15 protein-coding genes are annotated in these 18,562 nt (G+C 70.6%); 9 read left to right on the top strand and 6 right to left on the bottom strand.

What is annotated here, in order from left to right; genetic code table 11:
* Window positions 1-237 precede the first annotated feature (237 nt).
* On the top strand, window positions 238-1,113 hold the full coding sequence (purU, locus tag HEB94_RS39175; RefSeq protein WP_192754516.1) for a formyltetrahydrofolate deformylase: 876 nt from the start codon (window positions 238-240) through the stop codon (window positions 1,111-1,113).
* Between the two features lie 110 nt (window positions 1,114-1,223).
* Window positions 1,224-2,081, top strand: coding sequence for a bifunctional methylenetetrahydrofolate dehydrogenase/methenyltetrahydrofolate cyclohydrolase (locus HEB94_RS39170; RefSeq protein WP_192754515.1), 858 nt, complete (start codon window positions 1,224-1,226; stop codon window positions 2,079-2,081).
* Between the two features lie 97 nt (window positions 2,082-2,178).
* Here the strand turns inward: HEB94_RS39170 and HEB94_RS39165 are convergent, their stop codons facing one another.
* Together HEB94_RS39165 and HEB94_RS39160 are read right to left on the bottom strand one after the other, a co-directional pair.
* Window positions 2,179-3,105, bottom strand: coding sequence for a TIGR03620 family F420-dependent LLM class oxidoreductase (locus HEB94_RS39165; RefSeq protein ID WP_192754514.1), 927 nt, complete (start codon window positions 3,103-3,105; stop codon window positions 2,179-2,181).
* Window positions 3,106-3,195: 90 nt separating this feature from the next.
* Window positions 3,196-3,903, bottom strand: coding sequence for a TetR family transcriptional regulator (locus HEB94_RS39160; RefSeq protein WP_192754513.1), 708 nt, complete (start codon window positions 3,901-3,903; stop codon window positions 3,196-3,198).
* 130 nt (window positions 3,904-4,033) lie between these two features.
* On the opposite strand from HEB94_RS39160, the gene dxr reads away from it, so the two are divergent.
* The 4 genes from dxr to HEB94_RS39140 all read left to right on the top strand — a co-directional run bounded on the left by dxr (window position 4,034) and on the right by HEB94_RS39140 (window position 8,677).
* A complete protein-coding gene (gene dxr / locus HEB94_RS39155; RefSeq protein ID WP_192754512.1) occupies window positions 4,034-5,278 on the top strand; it encodes a 1-deoxy-D-xylulose-5-phosphate reductoisomerase in 1,245 nt (414 codons plus the stop codon).
* Complete coding sequence (locus tag HEB94_RS39150; RefSeq protein WP_192754511.1) at window positions 5,269-6,558, top strand: M50 family metallopeptidase; 1,290 nt, start codon at window positions 5,269-5,271, stop codon at window positions 6,556-6,558. Before dxr ends, HEB94_RS39150 begins: the two co-directional genes overlap by 10 nt.
* Before the next feature lie 93 nt (window positions 6,559-6,651).
* Window positions 6,652-7,788: a flavodoxin-dependent (E)-4-hydroxy-3-methylbut-2-enyl-diphosphate synthase gene (gene ispG / locus HEB94_RS39145; protein WP_192756958.1), complete on the top strand. Its 1,137-nt coding sequence runs from the start codon at window positions 6,652-6,654 to the stop codon at window positions 7,786-7,788.
* Between the two features lie 43 nt (window positions 7,789-7,831).
* Window positions 7,832-8,677: a GNAT family N-acetyltransferase gene (locus tag HEB94_RS39140; RefSeq protein ID WP_192754510.1), complete on the top strand. Its 846-nt coding sequence runs from the start codon at window positions 7,832-7,834 to the stop codon at window positions 8,675-8,677.
* A gap of 147 nt (window positions 8,678-8,824) precedes the next feature.
* On the opposite strand, the gene HEB94_RS39135 is transcribed toward HEB94_RS39140, so the two are convergent.
* The 4 genes from HEB94_RS39135 to HEB94_RS39120 all read right to left on the bottom strand — a co-directional run bounded on the left by HEB94_RS39135 (window position 8,825) and on the right by HEB94_RS39120 (window position 12,116).
* On the bottom strand, window positions 8,825-9,283 hold the full coding sequence (locus HEB94_RS39135) for a hypothetical protein (protein WP_192754509.1): 459 nt from the start codon (window positions 9,281-9,283) through the stop codon (window positions 8,825-8,827).
* Window positions 9,280-9,777: a hypothetical protein gene (locus HEB94_RS39130; protein WP_192754508.1), complete on the bottom strand. Its 498-nt coding sequence runs from the start codon at window positions 9,775-9,777 to the stop codon at window positions 9,280-9,282. The genes HEB94_RS39135 and HEB94_RS39130 overlap by 4 nt, the downstream gene beginning before the upstream one ends.
* Window positions 9,778-9,907: 130 nt before the next feature.
* The gene (locus HEB94_RS39125) at window positions 9,908-10,750 is read right to left on the bottom strand and encodes a putative hydro-lyase (protein ID WP_202896785.1); all 843 of its coding nucleotides are present in this window, start codon (window positions 10,748-10,750) and stop codon (window positions 9,908-9,910) included.
* Between the two features lie 100 nt (window positions 10,751-10,850).
* On the bottom strand, window positions 10,851-12,116 hold the full coding sequence (locus HEB94_RS39120) for an MFS transporter (protein WP_192754507.1): 1,266 nt from the start codon (window positions 12,114-12,116) through the stop codon (window positions 10,851-10,853).
* Window positions 12,117-12,305: 189 nt separating this feature from the next.
* Between HEB94_RS39120 and HEB94_RS39115 the strand changes: the two genes are divergently transcribed.
* The 3 genes from HEB94_RS39115 to HEB94_RS39105 all read left to right on the top strand — a co-directional run bounded on the left by HEB94_RS39115 (window position 12,306) and on the right by HEB94_RS39105 (window position 18,525).
* The gene (locus tag HEB94_RS39115) at window positions 12,306-13,034 is read left to right on the top strand and encodes a GntR family transcriptional regulator (protein WP_337918235.1); all 729 of its coding nucleotides are present in this window, start codon (window positions 12,306-12,308) and stop codon (window positions 13,032-13,034) included.
* 19 nt (window positions 13,035-13,053) lie between these two features.
* Window positions 13,054-16,707, top strand: coding sequence for a hydantoinase B/oxoprolinase family protein (locus HEB94_RS39110; protein WP_337918234.1), 3,654 nt, complete (start codon window positions 13,054-13,056; stop codon window positions 16,705-16,707).
* Window positions 16,708-16,893: 186 nt separating this feature from the next.
* On the top strand, window positions 16,894-18,525 hold the full coding sequence (locus tag HEB94_RS39105) for an FAD-dependent oxidoreductase (protein ID WP_192754505.1): 1,632 nt from the start codon (window positions 16,894-16,896) through the stop codon (window positions 18,523-18,525).
* Window positions 18,526-18,562 lie beyond the last annotated feature (37 nt).

Genomic DNA, 18,562 nt, shown 5'->3' with positions numbered 1-18,562 from the left:
CCGACGGACCAGGAGCCCGGGACCCCGTTCGCGGGCCGGCTCCGGGCGGCGCGCCCGTCCGCCATCCGGTGTGACGTCCGGGGTCGGGCCACGCCGCGCCATGCCTCCCCTGGAGAATGGCGACGGCCCCCGCGTTCCGGGCACGGCGTCAGCGGTCCCCCGGGGACCCCTGCGGTCCGACCGGGCCGCCCGGCCGCACGATCCACCCGCGGTGACCCGAACGGCGAGGAATTTGGCATGAGCAGCAGCACCCGGCCGGAGTACGTCCTCACCCTCTCCTGCGCCGACCGGCTCGGCATCGTCCACGCCGTCGCCGGCTTCCTCGGCGAACACGGCTGCAACATCGTCGACAGTCAGCAGTTCAGCGACCGGTTGGGCGGCAGGTTCTTCATGCGGGTGCACGTGCAGGCGGAGTCGAGCGACTCGGCCGAGGCGACCCTGGACGCGCTGCAGGTGGGCTTCGCGCCGATCGGCACGACGTTCGGGATGGACTGGCAACTGCGCGACCTCGGCGCACGGCAGCGGCTGCTGGTCCTGGTCTCCAAGCAGGACCACTGCCTCAACGACCTGCTGTACCGCTGTCGGGTCGGCGCCATCCCGGCGGACATCGCCGCGGTCGTGTCCAACCATCCCGACGCCGGTCGGATGGTCGAGGGCGTCGGACTGCCCTTCCACTACCTCCCGGTGACCGCCGAGACCAAGGGCGAGCAGGAACGCCGGATCCTCGAACTCGTCGCCGACCTGGAGATCGACCTGGTGGTGCTGGCCCGCTACATGCAGGTGCTCTCGCACGGCCTGTGCGAGAAGCTCGTCGGCCGGGCGATCAACATCCACCATTCCTTCCTGCCGAGCTTCAAGGGGGCCAAGCCCTACCACCAGGCCTACGAACGCGGGGTCAAGCTGATCGGCGCGACCGCCCACTACGTGACCGAGGTGCTCGACGAGGGACCGATCATCGAGCAGGAGGTCGCGCGGGTCGACCACAGCCTGACGCCGGCCAAGCTCGCCGCGGTGGGGCGGGACCTGGAGAGCCTGGCGCTGGCCCGGGCGGTGACCTGGCACCTCGAGCACCGGGTGATCCTCAACGGCATGCGTACGGTCGTCTTCCGCTAGCTCCGTGGAGGCCACCCGGGCCGACGAGCTTCGGTGGGTGCGGCTCGGTCAGGCGCGTCGGTGCGTCGGTTGGGTTCAGAAGTGAACGTCAGATGTGAACGAGGAGAGCGATGAGCAGCGCACGGATTCTGGACGGCAAGGCGACCGCGGCGGAGATCCGCGCCGATCTGGCCGAACGGGTGGCCGCACTGCGGGCGCGCGACGTCGTACCCGGCCTCGGCACGGTCCTGATCGGAGACGACCCCGGCAGCCACGCGTACGTACGGGGCAAGCACCGTGACTGCGCCCAGGTCGGGATCGAGAGCATCCAGGTGGAGCTGCCGGCGACCGCGACGCAGGAGGAGGTGGAGGCGGAGGTACGCCGCCTGAACGCCGACCCGGCCTGCACCGGCTTCATCGTCCAGCTGCCGTTGCCCAGGGGCCTGGACGCCAACCGGGTGCTGGCCCTGATGGACCCGGCCAAGGACGCCGACGGACTGCACCCCGCCAACCTCGGCTGGCTGGTGCACGGCGAGCCCGCGCCGCTGCCGTGTACGCCGCGCGGAATCGTCGCCCTGCTCCGGCGCTACGACGTGGAGCTGGCCGGGGCGGAGGTCTGCGTCATCGGGCGTGGGATCACCGTGGGCCGGCCGCTCGGCCTGATCCTGACCCGGCGTTCGGAGAACGCCACGGTGACGTTGTGCCACACCGGCACCAAGGACCTCGCCGCGCACGTCCGCAACGCCGACATCGTGGTGGCGGCCGCCGGCGTGCCCGGGCTGATCCGTGCCGACATGGTGCGGCCGGGCGCCGCCGTGCTCGACGTCGGCATCACCCGGACCGACGCCGGCCTGGTGGGTGACGTCGATCCGGGCGTGCGTGAGGTGGCGGGCTGGCTCGCCCCGATGCCCGGAGGCGTCGGCCCGATGACCCGGGCGATGCTGCTGACCAACGTCGTCGAGGCCGCGGAGGCGGCCACCGGCCGCTGACCGAGCGGGCGGCCACACCGCGCGTGTGCGGTGTGGCCGCCCGAAGGTTCCGTGGCCTGGTCGAGGCGTGGGCCGGTCGGGGTGTGGACCGGCGAGGTCAGCTCACCAGCGCCGGCGCGAGTTCGCGGAGCTGGACGAGTCCGAGGCCGCGGCCGGACTCGATCGGCTGGAGGACGACGTGGTCGGCGCCGGCGTCCAGGTGCGCCCGCACCCTGGCCCGAATCGCGTCGACGTCGCCCCACGCGACGATCGCGTCGACCAGCCGGTCGCTGCCGCCGTTCTCGAAGTCCTCGTCGGAGAAGCCGAGCCAGCGAAGGTTGTTCACGTAGTTGGGCAGCGTGAGGTAGAAGGCCGTGTGCTCGCGGGCGGTCGTGCGTGCCCGCTCCGGGTCGGTCTCGACCACGACCGCCTGCTCGGGGATGAGCAGCGGGCCGGCGCCGAGCGCCTCCCGGGCGCGGGCCGTGTGCTCCGGCGGGACGAAGTAGGGGTGCGCGCCCTGGGTGCGGTCCCGGGAGAGCTCGAGCATCTTCGAGCGCAGCGCGGCCAGCACCACCGGCGGGTTCTCCTGCCCGCGCGGCGCCTCGTAGGGGGCGGCGGCGTCCATCTGGTCGAGGTAGTCGCGCATCTTGGTGAGCGGCCGCTCGTACGTCGTGCCCCGAGCCGCGACCGCGGGCAGGTGGCTCACGCCGAGACCGAGGACGAACCGGCCCGGGAACGACTCCGAGAGCGTCAGCGCGGCGGCCCGGGTCGCGGTCGCGTCACGTGCCCACACGTTGGCGATCCCGGTACCGAGCGGGATCCTCGTCGTGGCGGCGAGCAGGATCGCGGCGTTGACGAACGGCTCCTTCGACAGCGGCGTCTCGGAGACCCAGAGCGAGCCGTAGCCGAGCTCCTCGATCTCGACGGCCGCCTCGCGCGCGGCGGCCGCGGACGCCCAGTTCACCGAGCCGAGCCAGACGCCCACCGAACCGAGTCGCTCCTTCCACGCGTCGAGCCGGGGCGGATTGCCGGAGCTGGTTGCCATGAAGAGTGACCTTTCACTGGTGTCGTGTCGTTGATGTCAGGGATCGGGGTCAGGGATCGCGGTCAGGGGTGGCATTGATGTCAGGACTTCTCAGTGCACCGTGCCGAACCGTGAGGCCAGGGTGGCGAGGGCGACCTCCGCGACGTCGAGGAGGGTGCCGGCGTCACTCGTCGTACGCCCGAGCTGCCACATACCCTCGACCACCACGAAGACGTAGCGGGCCAGTCCGGTGCTCGGATGGGTGCTGGTGAGTTCGCCGGTCGCCTTCGCCTCGTCCAGCGCTTCGGCGACCCGCGCCGCCATCCGCTGCTGGTACGCCTCGATCACCCGGGCCACCTGCTGGTCCTCGGGCAGCAGCTCGAGGGTGGTGTTGGCGACCAGGCAGCCGCGCCCTGCCCGCTGGCCGGCGGCGCGGGTGGCCTGCGCCCGGACGAACCTCCGGACGCCTTCCAGGGGCGTCGGCGCGGCGGCGATCGTGGCGTCGAGAGCCGCGAGGCTCCGGTCGGCGTGCCGGCCCAGTGCGGCGAGGAACAACGCGTGCTTGTCCCCGAACGCCGCGTAGAGACTGCCCCGATGCAGGCCGGTGGCCGTCGTGAGCCGGGTGAGCGAGGTGGCGTGGTAACCCCACTCCAGGAACGCCTCGACGGCGGTGTCCAGGACGACGTCCGGATCGAACTCCCGCGGCCGGCCGGGCAGGAGTCTCCCGCCCGCTGGCCGGTGGGCGGATCGGCACGGGTCGGGCCCGGTGTGGGCCGGCCCCTTCGACGGCGAATCCGCGCCAACGTGGACGTTCGACACGACCGCGAGTATATGACCGATCAGTCAAAAAAGCCGTTCGTGACGTTCGGGAGCGACCCGGGTCAGGTTCGGTGACCGCGAGCGACGACCGGGCGGCGCCTGGGCATGCCGATAGGGGACACTGGTGCTCATGCGTGAGGTCGTACTCCTCGGCTCGACCGGATCCATCGGGACCCAGGCCATCGATGTCGTACGCCGCAATCCGGACAGGTTCCGGGTCGTCGGCCTCTCCGCCGGCGGCGGGCAGGTCGACCTGCTCGCGCGGCAGGCCCTCAGCCTGGGCGTCGAGGTCGTCGCCGTGGCGAGGGCGACCGCCGTCCAGGACCTCCAGCTGGCGTTCTACGCGGAGGCGAAACGGCAGGGCTACTCCCAGGGTGAGTTCCGGGTGCCGAAGATCCTCGCCGGACCGGACGCGGCGACCGAACTCGCCACATGGCCCTGCGACATCGTTCTCAACGGCATCACCGGCTCGGTGGGCCTCGCGCCGACCCTCGCCACCCTCGGCGCCGGACGCATCCTCGCGCTCGCCAACAAGGAGTCGCTGATCGCGGGCGGACCACTGGTGCGGGCCGCGGCGAAACCCGGACAGATCGTGCCGGTCGACTCCGAGCACTCCGCGCTCGCGCAGTGTCTGCGCGGCGGCCGGGAGCAGGAGGTACGCCGTCTCGTGCTGACCGCGAGCGGCGGGCCCTTCCGGGGGCGGGCGCGCGAGGAGCTCACCGACGTCACTCCCGAGCAGGCTCTGGCCCACCCCACGTGGTCGATGGGCCCGGTGGTGACGATCAACTCCGCCACCCTGGTCAACAAGGGCCTGGAGGTGATCGAGGCACACGAGCTGTTCCACCTCCCCTACGACCGGATCGACGTCGTGGTGCACCCGCAGTCGATCGTCCACTCGATGGTGGAGTTCACCGACGGATCCACACTCGCCCAGGCCAGCCCGCCCGACATGCGGCTGCCCATCGCCCTCGCGCTCGGCTGGCCCGACCGGGTACCCGACGCCGCCCCGTCCTGCGACTGGTCGAAGGCGTCCACCTGGGAGTTCCAGCCGCTGGACGAGGCCGCGTTCCCGTCGGTCGCCCTGGCCCGGGCGGCAGGGGAGCGTGGGGGTGCCGCACCGGCCGTCTACAACGCCGCCAACGAGGAGTGCGTCGCGGCGTTCGTGGCGGGCCGGTTGTCGTTCCTGGGCATCGTGGACACCCTCTCTGTCATCGTGGAGGAGTACGCTCGCCACGCCGGCCCTGGCGCCGGTGCGAGCCCGCTGACTCTCGCCGAAGTGCTCGAGGCGGAGTCGTGGGCGCGCGCCCGTGCCGCGCGGACCATCGAGGCACACGCCGCTACGACTGACCGGGAAGGCTCCTCCGTATGGACCTGATCGCGCTCATCGGCGCACTCGTCTTCTTCGTCGGAGTCCTCGCCTCCGTCGCGTTGCACGAGATCGGGCACATGGTGCCGGCGAAGCTCTTCGACGTCCGTGTCACGCAGTACATGGTCGGTTTCGGACGGACCCTGTGGTCGCGGCGGCGCGGGGAGACCGAGTACGGCGTCAAGCTCATCCCGTTCGGCGGTTATGTCCGGATGATCGGGATGTTCCCGCCCGCCCGGGACGGCCGGCTGCGGCGGGGGAGCACCGGACCCTTCCAGACCCTCATCGAAGAGGCCCGCAACACCTCCGCCGAGGAGACCCCGCCGGGTGAGGAACACCGCCTCTTCTACAGCAAGAAGTGGTGGCAGAAGCTCATCATCATGAGCGGCGGCCCGCTCATGAACATCTTCCTCGCCATCCTGCTCTTCGGCATCGTGCTGATGGGCTTCGGGATGGACGTGCTCAAGCCCACCGTCAGCGCGGTTCCCGACTGTGTGGTTCCCGCGACCGAGGGTGCCCGCAAGTGCACCGACCAGGACCCACTGTCGCCGGCAAAGAAGGCCGGGCTGCGGGTGGGCGACCAGATCGTCGCGTTCAACGGCACCCGGGTCGGTTCCTGGGACGAGGTGTCCGGCCTGATCCGTGACGCCGGTGCGGGCGCCGTCACGATCGGTATCGTGCGCGACGGTAAGCCGCAGACCCTGCACACCGACCTGATCGCCGCCGACCGGCCCGACCCCGACGACCCGACCGAGTTCCAGCGGGTGGGCTTCCTCGGGGTGAGCCCGACCGTCGTCCGCGAGCGGCAGGGCCCGATCGCGGTGTTCGGGGAGATGGGTCGGCTGACCGGCGCGACCGCGCAGGCGATGGTGCACATCCCCGAGCGCATGGTGGGCGTCGCCAAGGCGGCGTTCGGCGACAAGCGTGAGATGGACAGCCCGATGAGCATCATCGGCGCGAGCCGGGTCGCGGGTGAGATCGCCTCGGCGTCCCGGGTTTCGGTGGGCGACCGCATCGCGACGTTCCTGCAGTGGCTCGGCGCCCTCAACCTCTTCATCGCCCTCTTCAACTTCATCCCGCTGCTGCCGCTGGACGGCGGCCACATCGCGGGCGCCATCTACGAGGCGATCCGGCGTGCGTTCGCCCGGCTGCGACGCCGGCCCGATCCTGGGTATGTGGACGTCGCCAGGGCGCTGCCCCTCGCCTACGCGGTGGCGAGTGTCATCGCGGTGATGGGTGTCCTGTTGCTGTACGCCGACATCGTCAACCCGGTACGGATTTCGAACTGAGGTGCCGGACCGTATGAACGTCATGGTGGACAACCCGCGCGGAACCGCGCGACGAGCAGTGAAGGACAGCTGGTGACAAGCATCGACCTCGGCATGCCCGCCGCGCCGCCGCCGACCCTGGCCGAACGCCGCAAGACCCGGCAGATCAAGGTCGGAAAGGTCCTCGTCGGAGGCGACGCCCCCGTCTCGGTGCAGTCGATGACGACCACGCCGACGACGGACGTCAACGCGACCCTGCAGCAGATCGCCGAACTCACCGCCACCGGTTGCGACATCGTCCGCGTCGCCGTACCCAGCCAGGACGACGCCGACGCACTGCCGATCATCGCGCAGAAGTCCAAGATTCCGGTCATCGCCGACATCCACTTCCAGCCGAAGTACGTCTTCGCCGCCATCGAGGCGGGCTGTGCCGCCGTTCGGGTCAATCCGGGCAACATCCGTAAGTTCGACGACCAGGTCAAGGAGATCGCCCAGGCCGCCACCGACGCGGGTGTGTCGATCCGGATCGGCGTCAACGCGGGCTCCCTCGACCCCCGGTTGCTGCAGAAGTACGGCAAGCCCACCGCGGAGGCGCTGGTCGAGTCGGCGCTGTGGGAGGCGAGCCTGTTCGAGGAGCACGACTTCCGCGACTTCAAGATCTCGGTGAAGCACCACGACCCGGTGGTGATGGTCCGGGCCTATGAGTTGCTCTCGGAGCAGTGCGACTACCCCCTGCACCTCGGTGTCACCGAGGCGGGTCCGGCGTTCCAGGGCACGATCAAGTCGTCCGTGGCCTTCGGTGCGCTGCTCGCCAAGGGCATCGGCGACACCATTCGGGTGTCGCTGTCGGCGCCGCCGGTGGAGGAGGTCAAGGTCGGCATCAAGATCCTCGAGTCGCTGAACCTGCGTCCGCGTAAGCTCGAGATCGTCTCCTGCCCGTCCTGTGGCCGCGCCCAGGTCGACGTCTACAAGCTGGCCGATGAGGTCACCGCCGGACTCGAGGGCATGGAGGTGCCGCTCCGGGTCGCCGTGATGGGCTGCGTCGTCAACGGTCCCGGTGAGGCACGCGAGGCCGACCTCGGCGTCGCGTCCGGCAACGGCAAGGGCCAGATCTTCGTCCGGGGCGAGGTCGTGAAGACGGTGCCGGAGAGCCAGATCGTGGAGACCCTCATCGACGAGGCGATGCGGATCTCTGAGGAGATGAAACTCGCCGGAGTAGCGTCAGGCACGCCCGAGGTCGAGGTGCGTTAGTCGGTTCACCCGCACCGTCGGGTCTGAGCGTGAGGAGGGGGCGATGCTCGACACCACCGCGCAGGTCCGACTCCTGCGCGCCGGCGATCTGGCCGCCATCCGTCGGGTGCTCGACGCGGACCCCGTGACCAACGTGTTCGTCGACGCCCGGGTGCGGGCCGCCGGGTCCGACCTGCGCCGTCTGGGCGGCCAGATGTGGGGCTTCGACGAGGACGGACAGCTCGCCTCCCTCTGCTACGCCGGCGCCAACCTGGTCCCGGTCGCGGCGACCCCGGCGGCGGTGGCCGCGTTCGGCGACCGTGCCCTGCGGCTGGGCCGGCACTGTTCGTCGGTATGGGGGCCGCGCGAAGCGGTCGCACCGATGTGGGAAGCCCTCACCCCTGCCTGGGGACCCGCCCGTGGGGTCCGGGCGGCGCAGCCGTTCCTCACCATGCGCCAGCAGCCGACGGTTGCGGTGGATCCGTCCGTACGCCGCGTCCGGATGGACGAGCTGGACCTGCTCTATCGCGCCAGCGTGGCGTTCTTCCGCGAGGAACTCGGGGTGTCCCCGGAGGCGCGCGACGGTGGAGCCTTCTACCGCGCGCGTATCGCCGACCTTGTGAGCCGGGGCCACGCGTTCGCCCGGATCGAGAAGGGCGAGGTCGTCTTCAAGGCGGAGATCGGGGTCGCGACGCCGCACGCGTTCCAGATCCAGGGCGTCTGGGTTCGTCCCGACCGGCGCGGTGAAGGCCTGTCGAGGCCGGGAGTGGCCGCGGTGGCGGCGGTCGGCCTGGGTGAGGTCGCGCCGGTGGCGACGTTGTACGTCAACGACTTCAACGTGCCTGCCCGCCGGGCCTACGCCGGCGTCGGCTTCAAGCCCGCCACCACCTTCATGACCGTGCTCTTCTGAGCCCAGGTCTCTGACCCGCGCCTCGCACCCCCGCACTCGCCTTCGGACCTGGCGAAGGTGCAGGAGACGGGCACGGAGCGGCCTCGCGGGGACCGGATACCCGAACAGCGTGAAAGCCGAGTGTCCAGGATCCAGCCATCCGTCGCCTCACCACTCGTCGCTCAGGTAGCCGCGGACTCGGAAGTAGTCGCGCCATGCCGGGTCGAGGGTGATGGGAACGGCAGGGTGGCGCCGGGCCACCAGCGCGTCGTGGATGCGGGCCAGCGTCCGGTGGGGACGGACGAAGATGTCGTCCGCGGTGACGGCGAGCACGATCCAACCGCGTGCGCGCAGCTCCTCCCGCGCGGCGACGTCGTGGCGCCACTTGCGTTTGCTGGTGCGGTGCAGATCGCCGTCGTACTCCAGCGCGATCCGCTCCTTGTCGTACCGCAGGTCAGCGGTGGCGATCCACTGCCCGTGCTCGTCATGGATCTCCGCGCCTGGTTCGGGTTCGGGAAGTCCGGCGAGTACGCAGAGCAGCCGCAGCCGGGTCTCCATCGGAGAGTCGACCCGCGCCCGGACGAGGGCGATGGCGCGGGAAACGTTCCGGGCTCCGCGTCCCCTCACCGACCGGCGGCGAGCGCCAGCTCGGAAAGTTTGGCGAAGCCATGCCGGACGATGGCATCGCCGAGGATCACCGTGTCGACCAGGCCGAGCCCGCGTCCGAGGTCGAGGAACGTCTGGGCAGGATCGGTCAGTGGTAGTCCGCGAAACGTCGTCACGCTGTTCAGCACGCCTTTGTGCGCGACGATGCCGGCGATCTCAGGTCCGCGGATCGTCGGCGGCAGGGTGACGTGCACCCGGGAGTCCGCGGGGACGGGCAGATCTCGGAGCGCGGCTGCCGTCACGTGGCTCAGGACGGCGTGAGGAACGAGAAGCCGTGCGGCCGCGGCACGGAGCGCAAGGGTGTCTGGCAGTTCGGCGCACGCATAGACACCCCGGAAGATCCGGCAGAACCGCCGGCCTCGCAGCACCTCCACAGACAGACCGAGCTGGCGCGCCTCCTCGATTCGGAACGGACGGAGACGCAGTTCTGTCGGCAGCGGTACGGGTGCGGGCATCGGCCAAGGATGCTGGCAGCGCGGCGTACTGGGCGTGCGGTCATCCACAGCCCGCTCGCCGAAGTCCGAGAAGACGGTCACCAGATTGCTCTCCGATGACCGGTTTCTCGGATCTCGGCGACGGAATGCCTCAGTCGTAGCGGTAGACCGCGTCGGGTACGTCGGTCACCAGCATGTGGCCGGGTGCGTGGGTCAGGGCGAACGGCGGCCGGGAAGCCATCACCGCGGCCTGCGGCGTGGTTCCGCAGGCCCAGAACACCGGCACCTCCCCGTCCCGGATCGTCACCGCGGTGCCGAAGTCGGGCCGGTCGAGGTCCTTGATGCCCAGGCCCGACGGGTCGCCCACGTGCACCGGCGCGCCGTGCAGCGTCGGCATGCCGGCCGTCACCCGGACGGCGGTGGCGACCAGGTCGGAGGGGACCGGCCGCATTGTCACGACCAGCGGGCCCTTGAGGCGTTCGGCCGGACGACACTGCCGGTTGGTGACGTACATCGAGATGTTGCGTCCCTCCTCGACGTGTCGCGGCGGGATGCCGACCTGGCGCAGTGCCCCGTCGAAGGTGAAGCTGCAGCCGATCAGGAACGCCACCAGGTCCGGCCGCCACAGCCGGCGGACCTCGGTGGGTTCGTCGATGAGTTCGCCGTCCCGCCAGACCCTGTAGGCCGGCAGGTCGGTTCGCAGGTCGGCGCCGGGCGCGAGTTCGGTGCGGGGCGAGCCGGCGTCGGTGACGTCGAGCACGGGGCACGCCCGTGGGTTGCGTTGGGCGAAGAGCAGGACGTCATAGGCCCAGTCGGACGGTACGGCGATGAGGTTGGCCTGGGCGAAGCCGGTGGACCATCCCGCGGTGGACGCGACTGTTCCCTTGCGGAACAACGCCCGCGCCCGGGCCGGCGGGACGTAGGCCATGCCGGTGGTTCCCGGGTCGAGGTTCGCCAGCGCCGTGGCGGCTGGGCTGGAGGTGAAGCTGGTCATGATGGTCGTCTCCCTCCTGGGCGGGTCCGCGAGCGCACCCGGTCGGACTCGGCACCGGCCGGTGGACACGGCGACGCCGGCGGACACGCCCAGAGATTGTCTACGTGAGTTCGCGGCCACGCGTTTCCGGAAGGCCGAGCAACGCGACGGCCGCGATCGCGTACGCCAGCGCCCCGAAGGCCATCGCCCCGCCGACACCGACACCGGTGGCGAGGAAGCCGACGACCGTGGGGAAGAACGCGCCGACCGCGCGGCCGACGTTGTAGGTGAAGCCCTGACCGGTCCCGCGCAGTGCCGTCGGATAGAGCTCGGACAGGAAGGCGCCGAATCCGCTGAAGATGGCCGAGGCGCTGAAGCCCAGAGGGAACCCGAGGACCAGCACGGCGGTGTTGGCTCCGCTCGGGATCTGGGTGTAGGCGAGGATCAGAACGCCGGACAGGATGGCGAAGAGGGTGAAGGTGCGCTTGCGGCCGAGCTTGTCCGTCAGGTATCCGCCGGTGAGGTAACCCGCGAACGCGCCCGAGATGAGGAACGCGAGATAGCCGCCAGTTCCGACGACGGTGAGCCCGCGCTCGCTCTTGAGGTACGTCGGCACCCAGGTCGCGAGCGTGTAGTACCCGCCCTGTGTCCCGGTCGCGAGCAGGGACGCGAAGAAGGTCGTACGCAGGAGGGGGCCCTGGAAGATGGCCGTGAACGAGCCGCGAACCCGGGCTGTGTCCCGGTGCTCGGTGGCCACCGGCGCGTCGGTCACGCTCCTGCGGATGTAGAGCACGAGCAGTGCGGGCAACGCGCCGGTCCAGAACAGCACCCGCCAGGCGAGGTCCTCGGAGACGAGATTGAAGACCACCGTGTAGACGATCACCGCCAGCGCCCAGCCCACAGCCCAGGAGCTTTGGATGTAGGCGACGACGCGGCCGCGGTAGCGGGAGCGGGCGTACTCCGCGACGAGGATGGCGCCGATGGCCCACTCGCCGCCGAAGCCCAACCCCTGCAGGGCGCGCAAGATGATCAGCGTTTCGTAGTTGGGTGCGAAACCGCAGAGGACGGTGAAGAGCGCGTACGTCGCGATGGTGAGCACGAGGGTGCGGGTGCGTCCGATGCGGTCGGCGAGGACGCCGGCGAGCGCTCCGCCGAGTGCGGACACGACCAGCGTCACCGTGGCGAGCAGGCCGGCCTGGCCGGTGGTGATGTTGAGGGTCGCGCTCAACGCGACGATGCCGAGCGGTAGAACCTGGAAGTCGTAGGAGTCCAGACCGTAGCCGCCGAAGGCGCCGACGAACGCGCGCTTCCCGCGTGAGCCGAGCGTGTGAAACCAAGCGAAGGAACTTGTCTCGTCGGGCACTGTCCGGGTGTGGGACGACGTCATGTTCGACCTCACAGAAGGTGGAGGACATGCAGGCCCGTGCTCGCAGGGAGGATGGGCCTGCTGGGGCTCCGCGTCGGTGCCACTTCGCGTCGGCGCGGCACTGCCACTGTGGAGACGTCTTGATCAGTGTTACGGTTCACGGTAAGGATTGTTGAACGATCCGACAAGAGCCTGATCCTGGAGGATTTCGTGAGCGACATCGAGGACGAGGCCGCGGACAGGTTCGACGGGCTCGCCGGAGACTTCGCGGCACTCGGACGGGCGAGCACGGCCAAGCTCGTGGCCGACGTCCTGCGCAGACGGATCGCCGAGGGCTACTTCCCGCCGGGCACCCGGCTTCCCGAGGACGCGATCGGTGGAGCGCTCGGCGTCTCGCGCAACACCCTGCGGGAGGCGTTCCGGATCCTCACCCACGAACGCCTGCTGGTGCACGAACTCAACCGGGGTGTCTTCGTCCGGCTGCTGACGGTCGAGGAGGTGGTCGAGCTCTACCACGTCCGACGGATCATCGAGTGCGCAGTCGCCCGGGAGGTCACCTCGCCTCCGCCCGACCTCGACGCGCTGCGCCTGGAGGTGAAGGCCGGCCGCGCGGCGGCGCGCCGGCGTGACTGGCAGGCGTTGGGAACGGCGAACATCCGGTTCCACCAGGAGCTGGCGGCCCTCGCCGGCAGCACGCGGATCAACGAGATCATGGGCGGCCTGCTCGCCGAGCTTCGGTTGGTCTTCCACGTGATGGCGGACCCCCGGCGCTTCCACGAGCCCTACCTCGTCCGCAACGTCGAGATCCTGCGAGCGCTGGAACGCGGCGACGGCCCGGTCGCCGAGAGCCTGCTCGGCCCCTACCTCGACGACGCCCTCGCCCAACTCGTCCAGGCCTATGGCGAACGGGCGCACACGAACCGAGACCGTACGAGCTGAGACGGAAGGGAACCCTCAGGTGGGACACGGAACCTGGCAGTTCTGGATCGACCGCGGCGGGACATTCACCGACGTGGTGGCGCGCACCCCCGAAGGTGCTCTCGTCACCCACAAGCTGCTCTCCGAGAACGCCGCGCGGTACGAGGACGCCGCGGTGGCCGGGATCCGCCGGTTGCTTGGCCTGGGTGGGTCCGAGGAGGTGCCCGGCGAGTTGGTCGATGCCGTCCGGATGGGCACGACGGTCGCGACCAACGCACTGCTGGAACGCAAGGGAGAGCGCACCGCACTCGTCATCACGAAGGGGTTCCGGGACGCGCTCGCCATCGCGTACCAGAACCGCCCGCGCATCTTCGACCGCCACATCGTCCTCCCCGACATGCTCTTCGAGCGGGTCATCGAGGTCGACGAGCGGATCAGCGCCGACGGCACGGTCCTTCGTCAACCAGACCTTGACAGCCTGGAGCGGGAGCTGCGGGAGGTCCACGACGAGGGCATCGGTGCGGTCGCGGTCGTGTGCCTGCACAGCCACCTGCACCCCGAGCACGAGAGCGCGATCGGCCGCCTCGCCGAGAGCATCGGCTTCCCGCAGGTGTCGTTGTCCAGTGAGGTCAGTCCGCTGATGCGGATGGTGCCTCGTGGTGACACCACGGTCGTCGACGCCTACCTGTCGCCGGTGCTCCGCCGCTACATCCGCCACGTCGCCTCCGAACTCGCCGGCGTACGCCTGATGTTCATGCAGTCCAACGGTGGCCTGGCCGAGGCGGGCCACTTCCGGGGCAAGGACGCGGTCCTGTCCGGACCAGCGGGCGGGATCGTCGGCATGGTGCGGATGTCGGAACTCGCGGGCCACGGCAAGGTGATCGGCTTCGACATGGGCGGCACCTCCACCGACGTGTCCCACTACGCCGGGGAGTACGAGCGGGTGTTCAACACCCAGGTGGCCGGCGTGCGGCTGCGCGCGCCGATGCTCGACATCCACACCGTGGCCGCGGGTGGAGGTTCCATCCTGCACTTCGACGGCAGCCGCTACCGGGTGGGTCCGGACTCCGCCGGCGCCGATCCTGGTCCGGCGTCCTACCGCAACGGCGGGCCGCTCACCGTCACCGACGCCAACGTGATGCTCGGCCGGGTGCAGGCCGACCACTTCCCGCACGTGTTCGGACCCGACGGCGACCAGCCACTCGACGTGGAGGTCGTACGCCGGGAGTTTGCCGCCCTCGCGAGGGAGATCTCGGCGGCCACCGGCGACGACCGCAGCCCGGAGCAGGTCGCGGAGGGCTTCGTGGCGATCGCCGTCGCCAACATGGCCAACGCCGTCAAGAAGATCTCGGTGCAGAAGGGTCACGACATCACGGAGTACGTGCTGACGACGTTCGGCGGCGCGGGTGGCCAGCATGCCTGCGCGGTCGCCGACTCCCTCGGCATCCGGAGCGTGCTCGTGCCGCCGATGGCCGGCGTCCTGTCCGCGCTCGGCATCGGCCTCGCCGACACCACGACGATGCGCGAGCAGTCGGTCGAGTGCGGGCTCGACGAGGCCGGCCTCGCCCGGATGCGGGAGGTGGCGCGGGAGCTCGTGGAGGCGACCCGGAAGGAACTCCTCGACGAGGACGTCCCCGCCGACCGGATCGAGGTCACCCGGCGGGCGCACCTGCGCTACGACGGCACTGACACCCCGGTGCCGGTGACGCTCGCGGAGCCCGCGGAGATGGTGGCGGAGTTCGAGACCGCCTACCGGCGTACGTACTCCTTCCTGATGGACCGGCCACTCGTCGTCGAGGCGGTCTCGGTCGAGGCGGTCGGGCGCACCGAACAGCCAGACCTGCGGCCGCTCACGCACGCCGGGGCAGGGAATGCGGCGGGGGACGCGGCTGGGGAGGCGGCTGGCCACGCCGACGAGGGTTTCCTCGCGTCGGAGAGCGCGCGGACGGTCCGGATGTACGTCGGGGAGGCCTGGCGCGACGTCCCGCTGCTCCAGCGTGAGCACCTCGCGGCGAAGGAGCGGGTGACGGGTCCCGCCATCGTCGCCGAGGCCAACGCGACCACCGTCGTGGAGCCAGGCTGGGCGGCGACCGTCACCGACCTCGGCCACCTGGAGATCGAGCGGGTCAGCGAGCGCGCCGACGTCGAGCGAGTCGGCACCGAGGTCGACCCGGTCCTGCTGGAGATCTTCAACAACCTCTTCATGTCCATCGCGGAGCAGATGGGCGCGCGCCTGGAGTCGACCGCCCAGTCGGTCAACATCAAGGAACGGCTGGACTTCTCCTGCGCGCTCTTCGATCCCGACGGCAACCTCATCGCGAACGCCCCGCACATGCCGGTGCATCTCGGCTCGATGGGCGCGAGCGTCCAGGAGGTGATCCGGCGCAGCGCGGGCCGAATGAAGAAGGGCGACGTGTACGCCGTCAACGACCCCTACCACGGGGGCACCCACCTGCCCGACGTGACCGTGGTGACCCCGGTCTACGACGAGTCCGGTGAGACGGTGCTCTTCTTCGTCGCCTCGCGCGGTCACCACGCCGAGATCGGCGGGCTGACACCGGGGTCGATGCCGGCCCTGTCCCGCACGGTCGAGGAGGAGGGCGTGCTCTTCGACAACTGGCTGCTGGTCGAGGACGGCAGGTTCCGCGAGCGGGAGACCCTGGCGCTGCTCACCGGCGCGGAGTACCCCTCCCGCAATCCCGCGACCAACCTCGCCGACCTCCGGGCCCAGATCGCCGCGAGCGAGAAGGGCGTCGAGGAGGTCGCGAAGATGATCGAGCACTTCGGGCTGGACGTCGTACAGGCCTACATGCGGCACGTGCAGGACAACGCGGAGGAGGCCGTACGTCGCGTCATCGACACGCTGGAGGGCGGGTCCTACAGCTACGAGACGGACTCCGGTGCCCGGATCGAGGTGGCGATCAGCGTCGACCGGGCGGAGCGGACCGCGACCATCGACTTCACCGGCACCTCGCCCCAACTCGACACGAACTTCAACGCCCCCGCGTCGGTGGCGACGGCGGCCGTGTTGTACGTCTTCCGCACCCTGGTCGACGACGACATCCCGCTCAACGACGGATGCCTGCGCCCGCTGCGCATCGTCGTACCGCGGGGCTCCATGCTCGGGCCGGTCTATCCGGCGGCGGTGGTCGCCGGGAACGTCGAGACCTCCCAGGCCGTGACCGGTGCGTTGTACGCCGCGCTCGGCATCCAGGCCGAGGGTTCCGGCACGATGAACAACATCACCTTCGGCAACGACCGGCACCAGTACTACGAGACGGTCGCGTCGGGCTCCGGCGCCGGCGAGGGCTTCGACGGCGCCCCTGTCGTCCAGACGCACATGACGAACTCGCGGCTGACCGACCCGGAGGTGCTCGAGTGGCGGTTCCCGGTCCTGCTGGAGAGCTTCGAGATCCGGCGAGGCAGCGGCGGTGCGGGGCGGTTCCGCGGCGGTGACGGCGCCGTCCGCCGGCTGCGGCTGTTGGAGCCGGTGACGGTCAGCACGCTGTCGGGGCACCGGCGCGTTCCGCCGTACGGTCTCGCCGGTGGCTCGCCCGGTGCTCTGGGCCGCAACCGGGTGGAGCGTGCCGACGGCAGTGTCGTGGAGATGGCCGGCGCGGACTCGGTGGAGGTCCGGGCGGGCGACGTGCTGGTGGTCGAGACGCCGGGCGGGGGAGGCTACGGCACGCCCTGACGCGAGGAGGACGACGGACTGGTTGACCGGTGCCGGTCCACCGCATAGCGGCCCGACCCGCGAACGTGGTGGCCTACTGGGCAGTGCTCTTGACGCTCTCGACCAGTTTCCGGACCAGTCCCTCCGACGCGGTCGGTACGGCAGCACGCCGTACCGACCGCGTTCGGTGGCGCGAAAGGATGGCGGATGTCAACGCTGCGGACCTCGGTCCTCGTCGTCGGTGCCGGTCTCGGCGGGGTGGCCTGCGCGTTGACCGCGGCCCGGCTCGGCCACCAGGTGATCCTGACCGAGGAGACCGACTGGCTGGGCGGGCAGCTCACCAGCCAGGCCGTTCCACCGGATGAGAACCCGTGGATCGAGCGGCACGGCTCCGCGAGCTACCGGCGGCTGCGCGAGGGCATCCGCGACTACTACCGGCGTTGCCACCCGCTGCGGCCCGACGTCGCCGCGGACCCGCTGCTCAACCCGGGTCTCGGGTTCGTCAGCCCGTTGTGCCACGAACCCCGCGTCGCGGTCGCCGTCCTGGAGGAGATGCTCGCGCCCTACCGCACGTCCGGGACGCTGACCGTCCTGCTCCGGCACCGCCCGGTCGCGGCCGCGAGCGAGGGCGACATCGTACGGGCGGTGACGTTACGCCGGTCGGAGGACGCCGCCGAGGTGACGGTGGAGGCGGCGTACGTCGTCGACGCCACCGAACTCGGCGACCTCCTCGACCTCGCCGGGGTCGAGCACGTCATCGGCGCCGAGGCGGTCTCCGAGACCGGTGAACCCCACGCGACCCCGGTTGCCGACCCGCTGGACCAGCAGGCGATCTCGTGGTGCTTCCCCCTCGAGTACGCGGCAGAACCCGCGGAAGGAAGCGACGCCGTCATCGACCGGCCCGCGTCCTACGACCACTGGCGCACCACGGTCGCCGACTTCTGGCCCGGGCCGCAGCTGTCCTGGACCGACGTCGAGCCGATCACGCTCGCACGGCGCGACCGCCGCATCTTCGAGGGCGACCCGGACGACGCGTCCCTGCGTGACCTGTGGCACTACCGCCGCATCGTCGCGCGCAGCCAGTTCCGGCCGGGCACGGTCACCCGCGACGTGACGCTGGTCAACTGGCCGCAGATCGACTACTGGAACCTCCCGCTGCTCGGCGTCGACGACGCCACCCGCGACCGCGCCCTGCTCGGCGCCCGGGAACTCTCGCTGTCGTTCCTGTACTGGATGCAGACCGAGGCACCCCGCCCGGACGGCGGCACCGGCTATCCGGGACTGGCGCTGCGACCCGACATCGTGGACACCGCGGACGGACTGGCGAAGGCCGCCTACGTCCGCGAGTCGCGCCGGATCCTCTCGGAGTTCACCGTGACCGAGAACCACGTGGGCGTCGAGGCGAGGGGAGCGCAGGCCGGGTCGGCACTCTTCCACGACAGCGTCGGTATCGGTTCCTACCGCATCGACCTGCATCCCAGCACCGCCGGCCGGACCTACGTCGACATCGACTGCTTTCCGTTCCAGATTCCGCTGGGCTCGCTGCTTCCGCGCCGGGTCGAGAACCTCCTTCCCGCCAACAAGAACATCGGCACCACCCACATCACGAACGGCTGCTACCGGCTGCATCCCGTCGAGTGGAGCATCGGCGAGGCGGTGGGCGCACTGGTGGCGTACTGCCTCGCGGCCGGGTCGCTGCCCCGACAGGTCCGGGCGGAGGAGGGGCGACTCGCCGACTACCGACGGCTGCTCGGCGACACGCTCGGGGTCAGCCTCGCCTGGCCGGAGGAGGTGCGTACGACGCCACGCGGAGGCCGCCCGCGTGAGGCCGCCCGCTGAGCTCTCAGGTCGACGGCGCGCGACCCGCCTACGATGT

Source organism: Actinopolymorpha pittospori (assembly GCF_014873875.1).
Classification (GTDB): domain Bacteria; phylum Actinomycetota; class Actinomycetes; order Propionibacteriales; family Actinopolymorphaceae; genus Actinopolymorpha; species Actinopolymorpha pittospori.
This window is presented reverse-complemented; position numbering and strand designations above follow the sequence as displayed.

Bases quoted from the DNA above. Each gene is read 5' to 3' on its own strand.
- purU (WP_192754516.1), top strand. From the start codon at position 238: ATGAGCAGCAGCACCCGGCCGGAGTACGTCCTCACCCTCTCCTGCGCC.
- HEB94_RS39170 (WP_192754515.1), top strand. From the start codon at position 1,224: ATGAGCAGCGCACGGATTCTGGACGGCAAGGCGACCGCGGCGGAGATC.
- HEB94_RS39165 (WP_192754514.1), bottom strand. From the start codon at position 3,105: ATGGCAACCAGCTCCGGCAATCCGCCCCGGCTCGACGCGTGGAAGGAG.
- dxr (WP_192754512.1), top strand. From the start codon at position 4,034: ATGCGTGAGGTCGTACTCCTCGGCTCGACCGGATCCATCGGGACCCAG.
- HEB94_RS39150 (WP_192754511.1), top strand. From the start codon at position 5,269: ATGGACCTGATCGCGCTCATCGGCGCACTCGTCTTCTTCGTCGGAGTC.
- ispG (WP_192756958.1), top strand. From the start codon at position 6,652: ATGCCCGCCGCGCCGCCGCCGACCCTGGCCGAACGCCGCAAGACCCGG.
- HEB94_RS39140 (WP_192754510.1), top strand. From the start codon at position 7,832: ATGCTCGACACCACCGCGCAGGTCCGACTCCTGCGCGCCGGCGATCTG.
- HEB94_RS39130 (WP_192754508.1), bottom strand. From the start codon at position 9,777: ATGCCCGCACCCGTACCGCTGCCGACAGAACTGCGTCTCCGTCCGTTC.
- HEB94_RS39125 (WP_202896785.1), bottom strand. From the start codon at position 10,750: ATGACCAGCTTCACCTCCAGCCCAGCCGCCACGGCGCTGGCGAACCTC.
- HEB94_RS39120 (WP_192754507.1), bottom strand. From the start codon at position 12,116: ATGACGTCGTCCCACACCCGGACAGTGCCCGACGAGACAAGTTCCTTC.
- HEB94_RS39105 (WP_192754505.1), top strand. From the start codon at position 16,894: ATGTCAACGCTGCGGACCTCGGTCCTCGTCGTCGGTGCCGGTCTCGGC.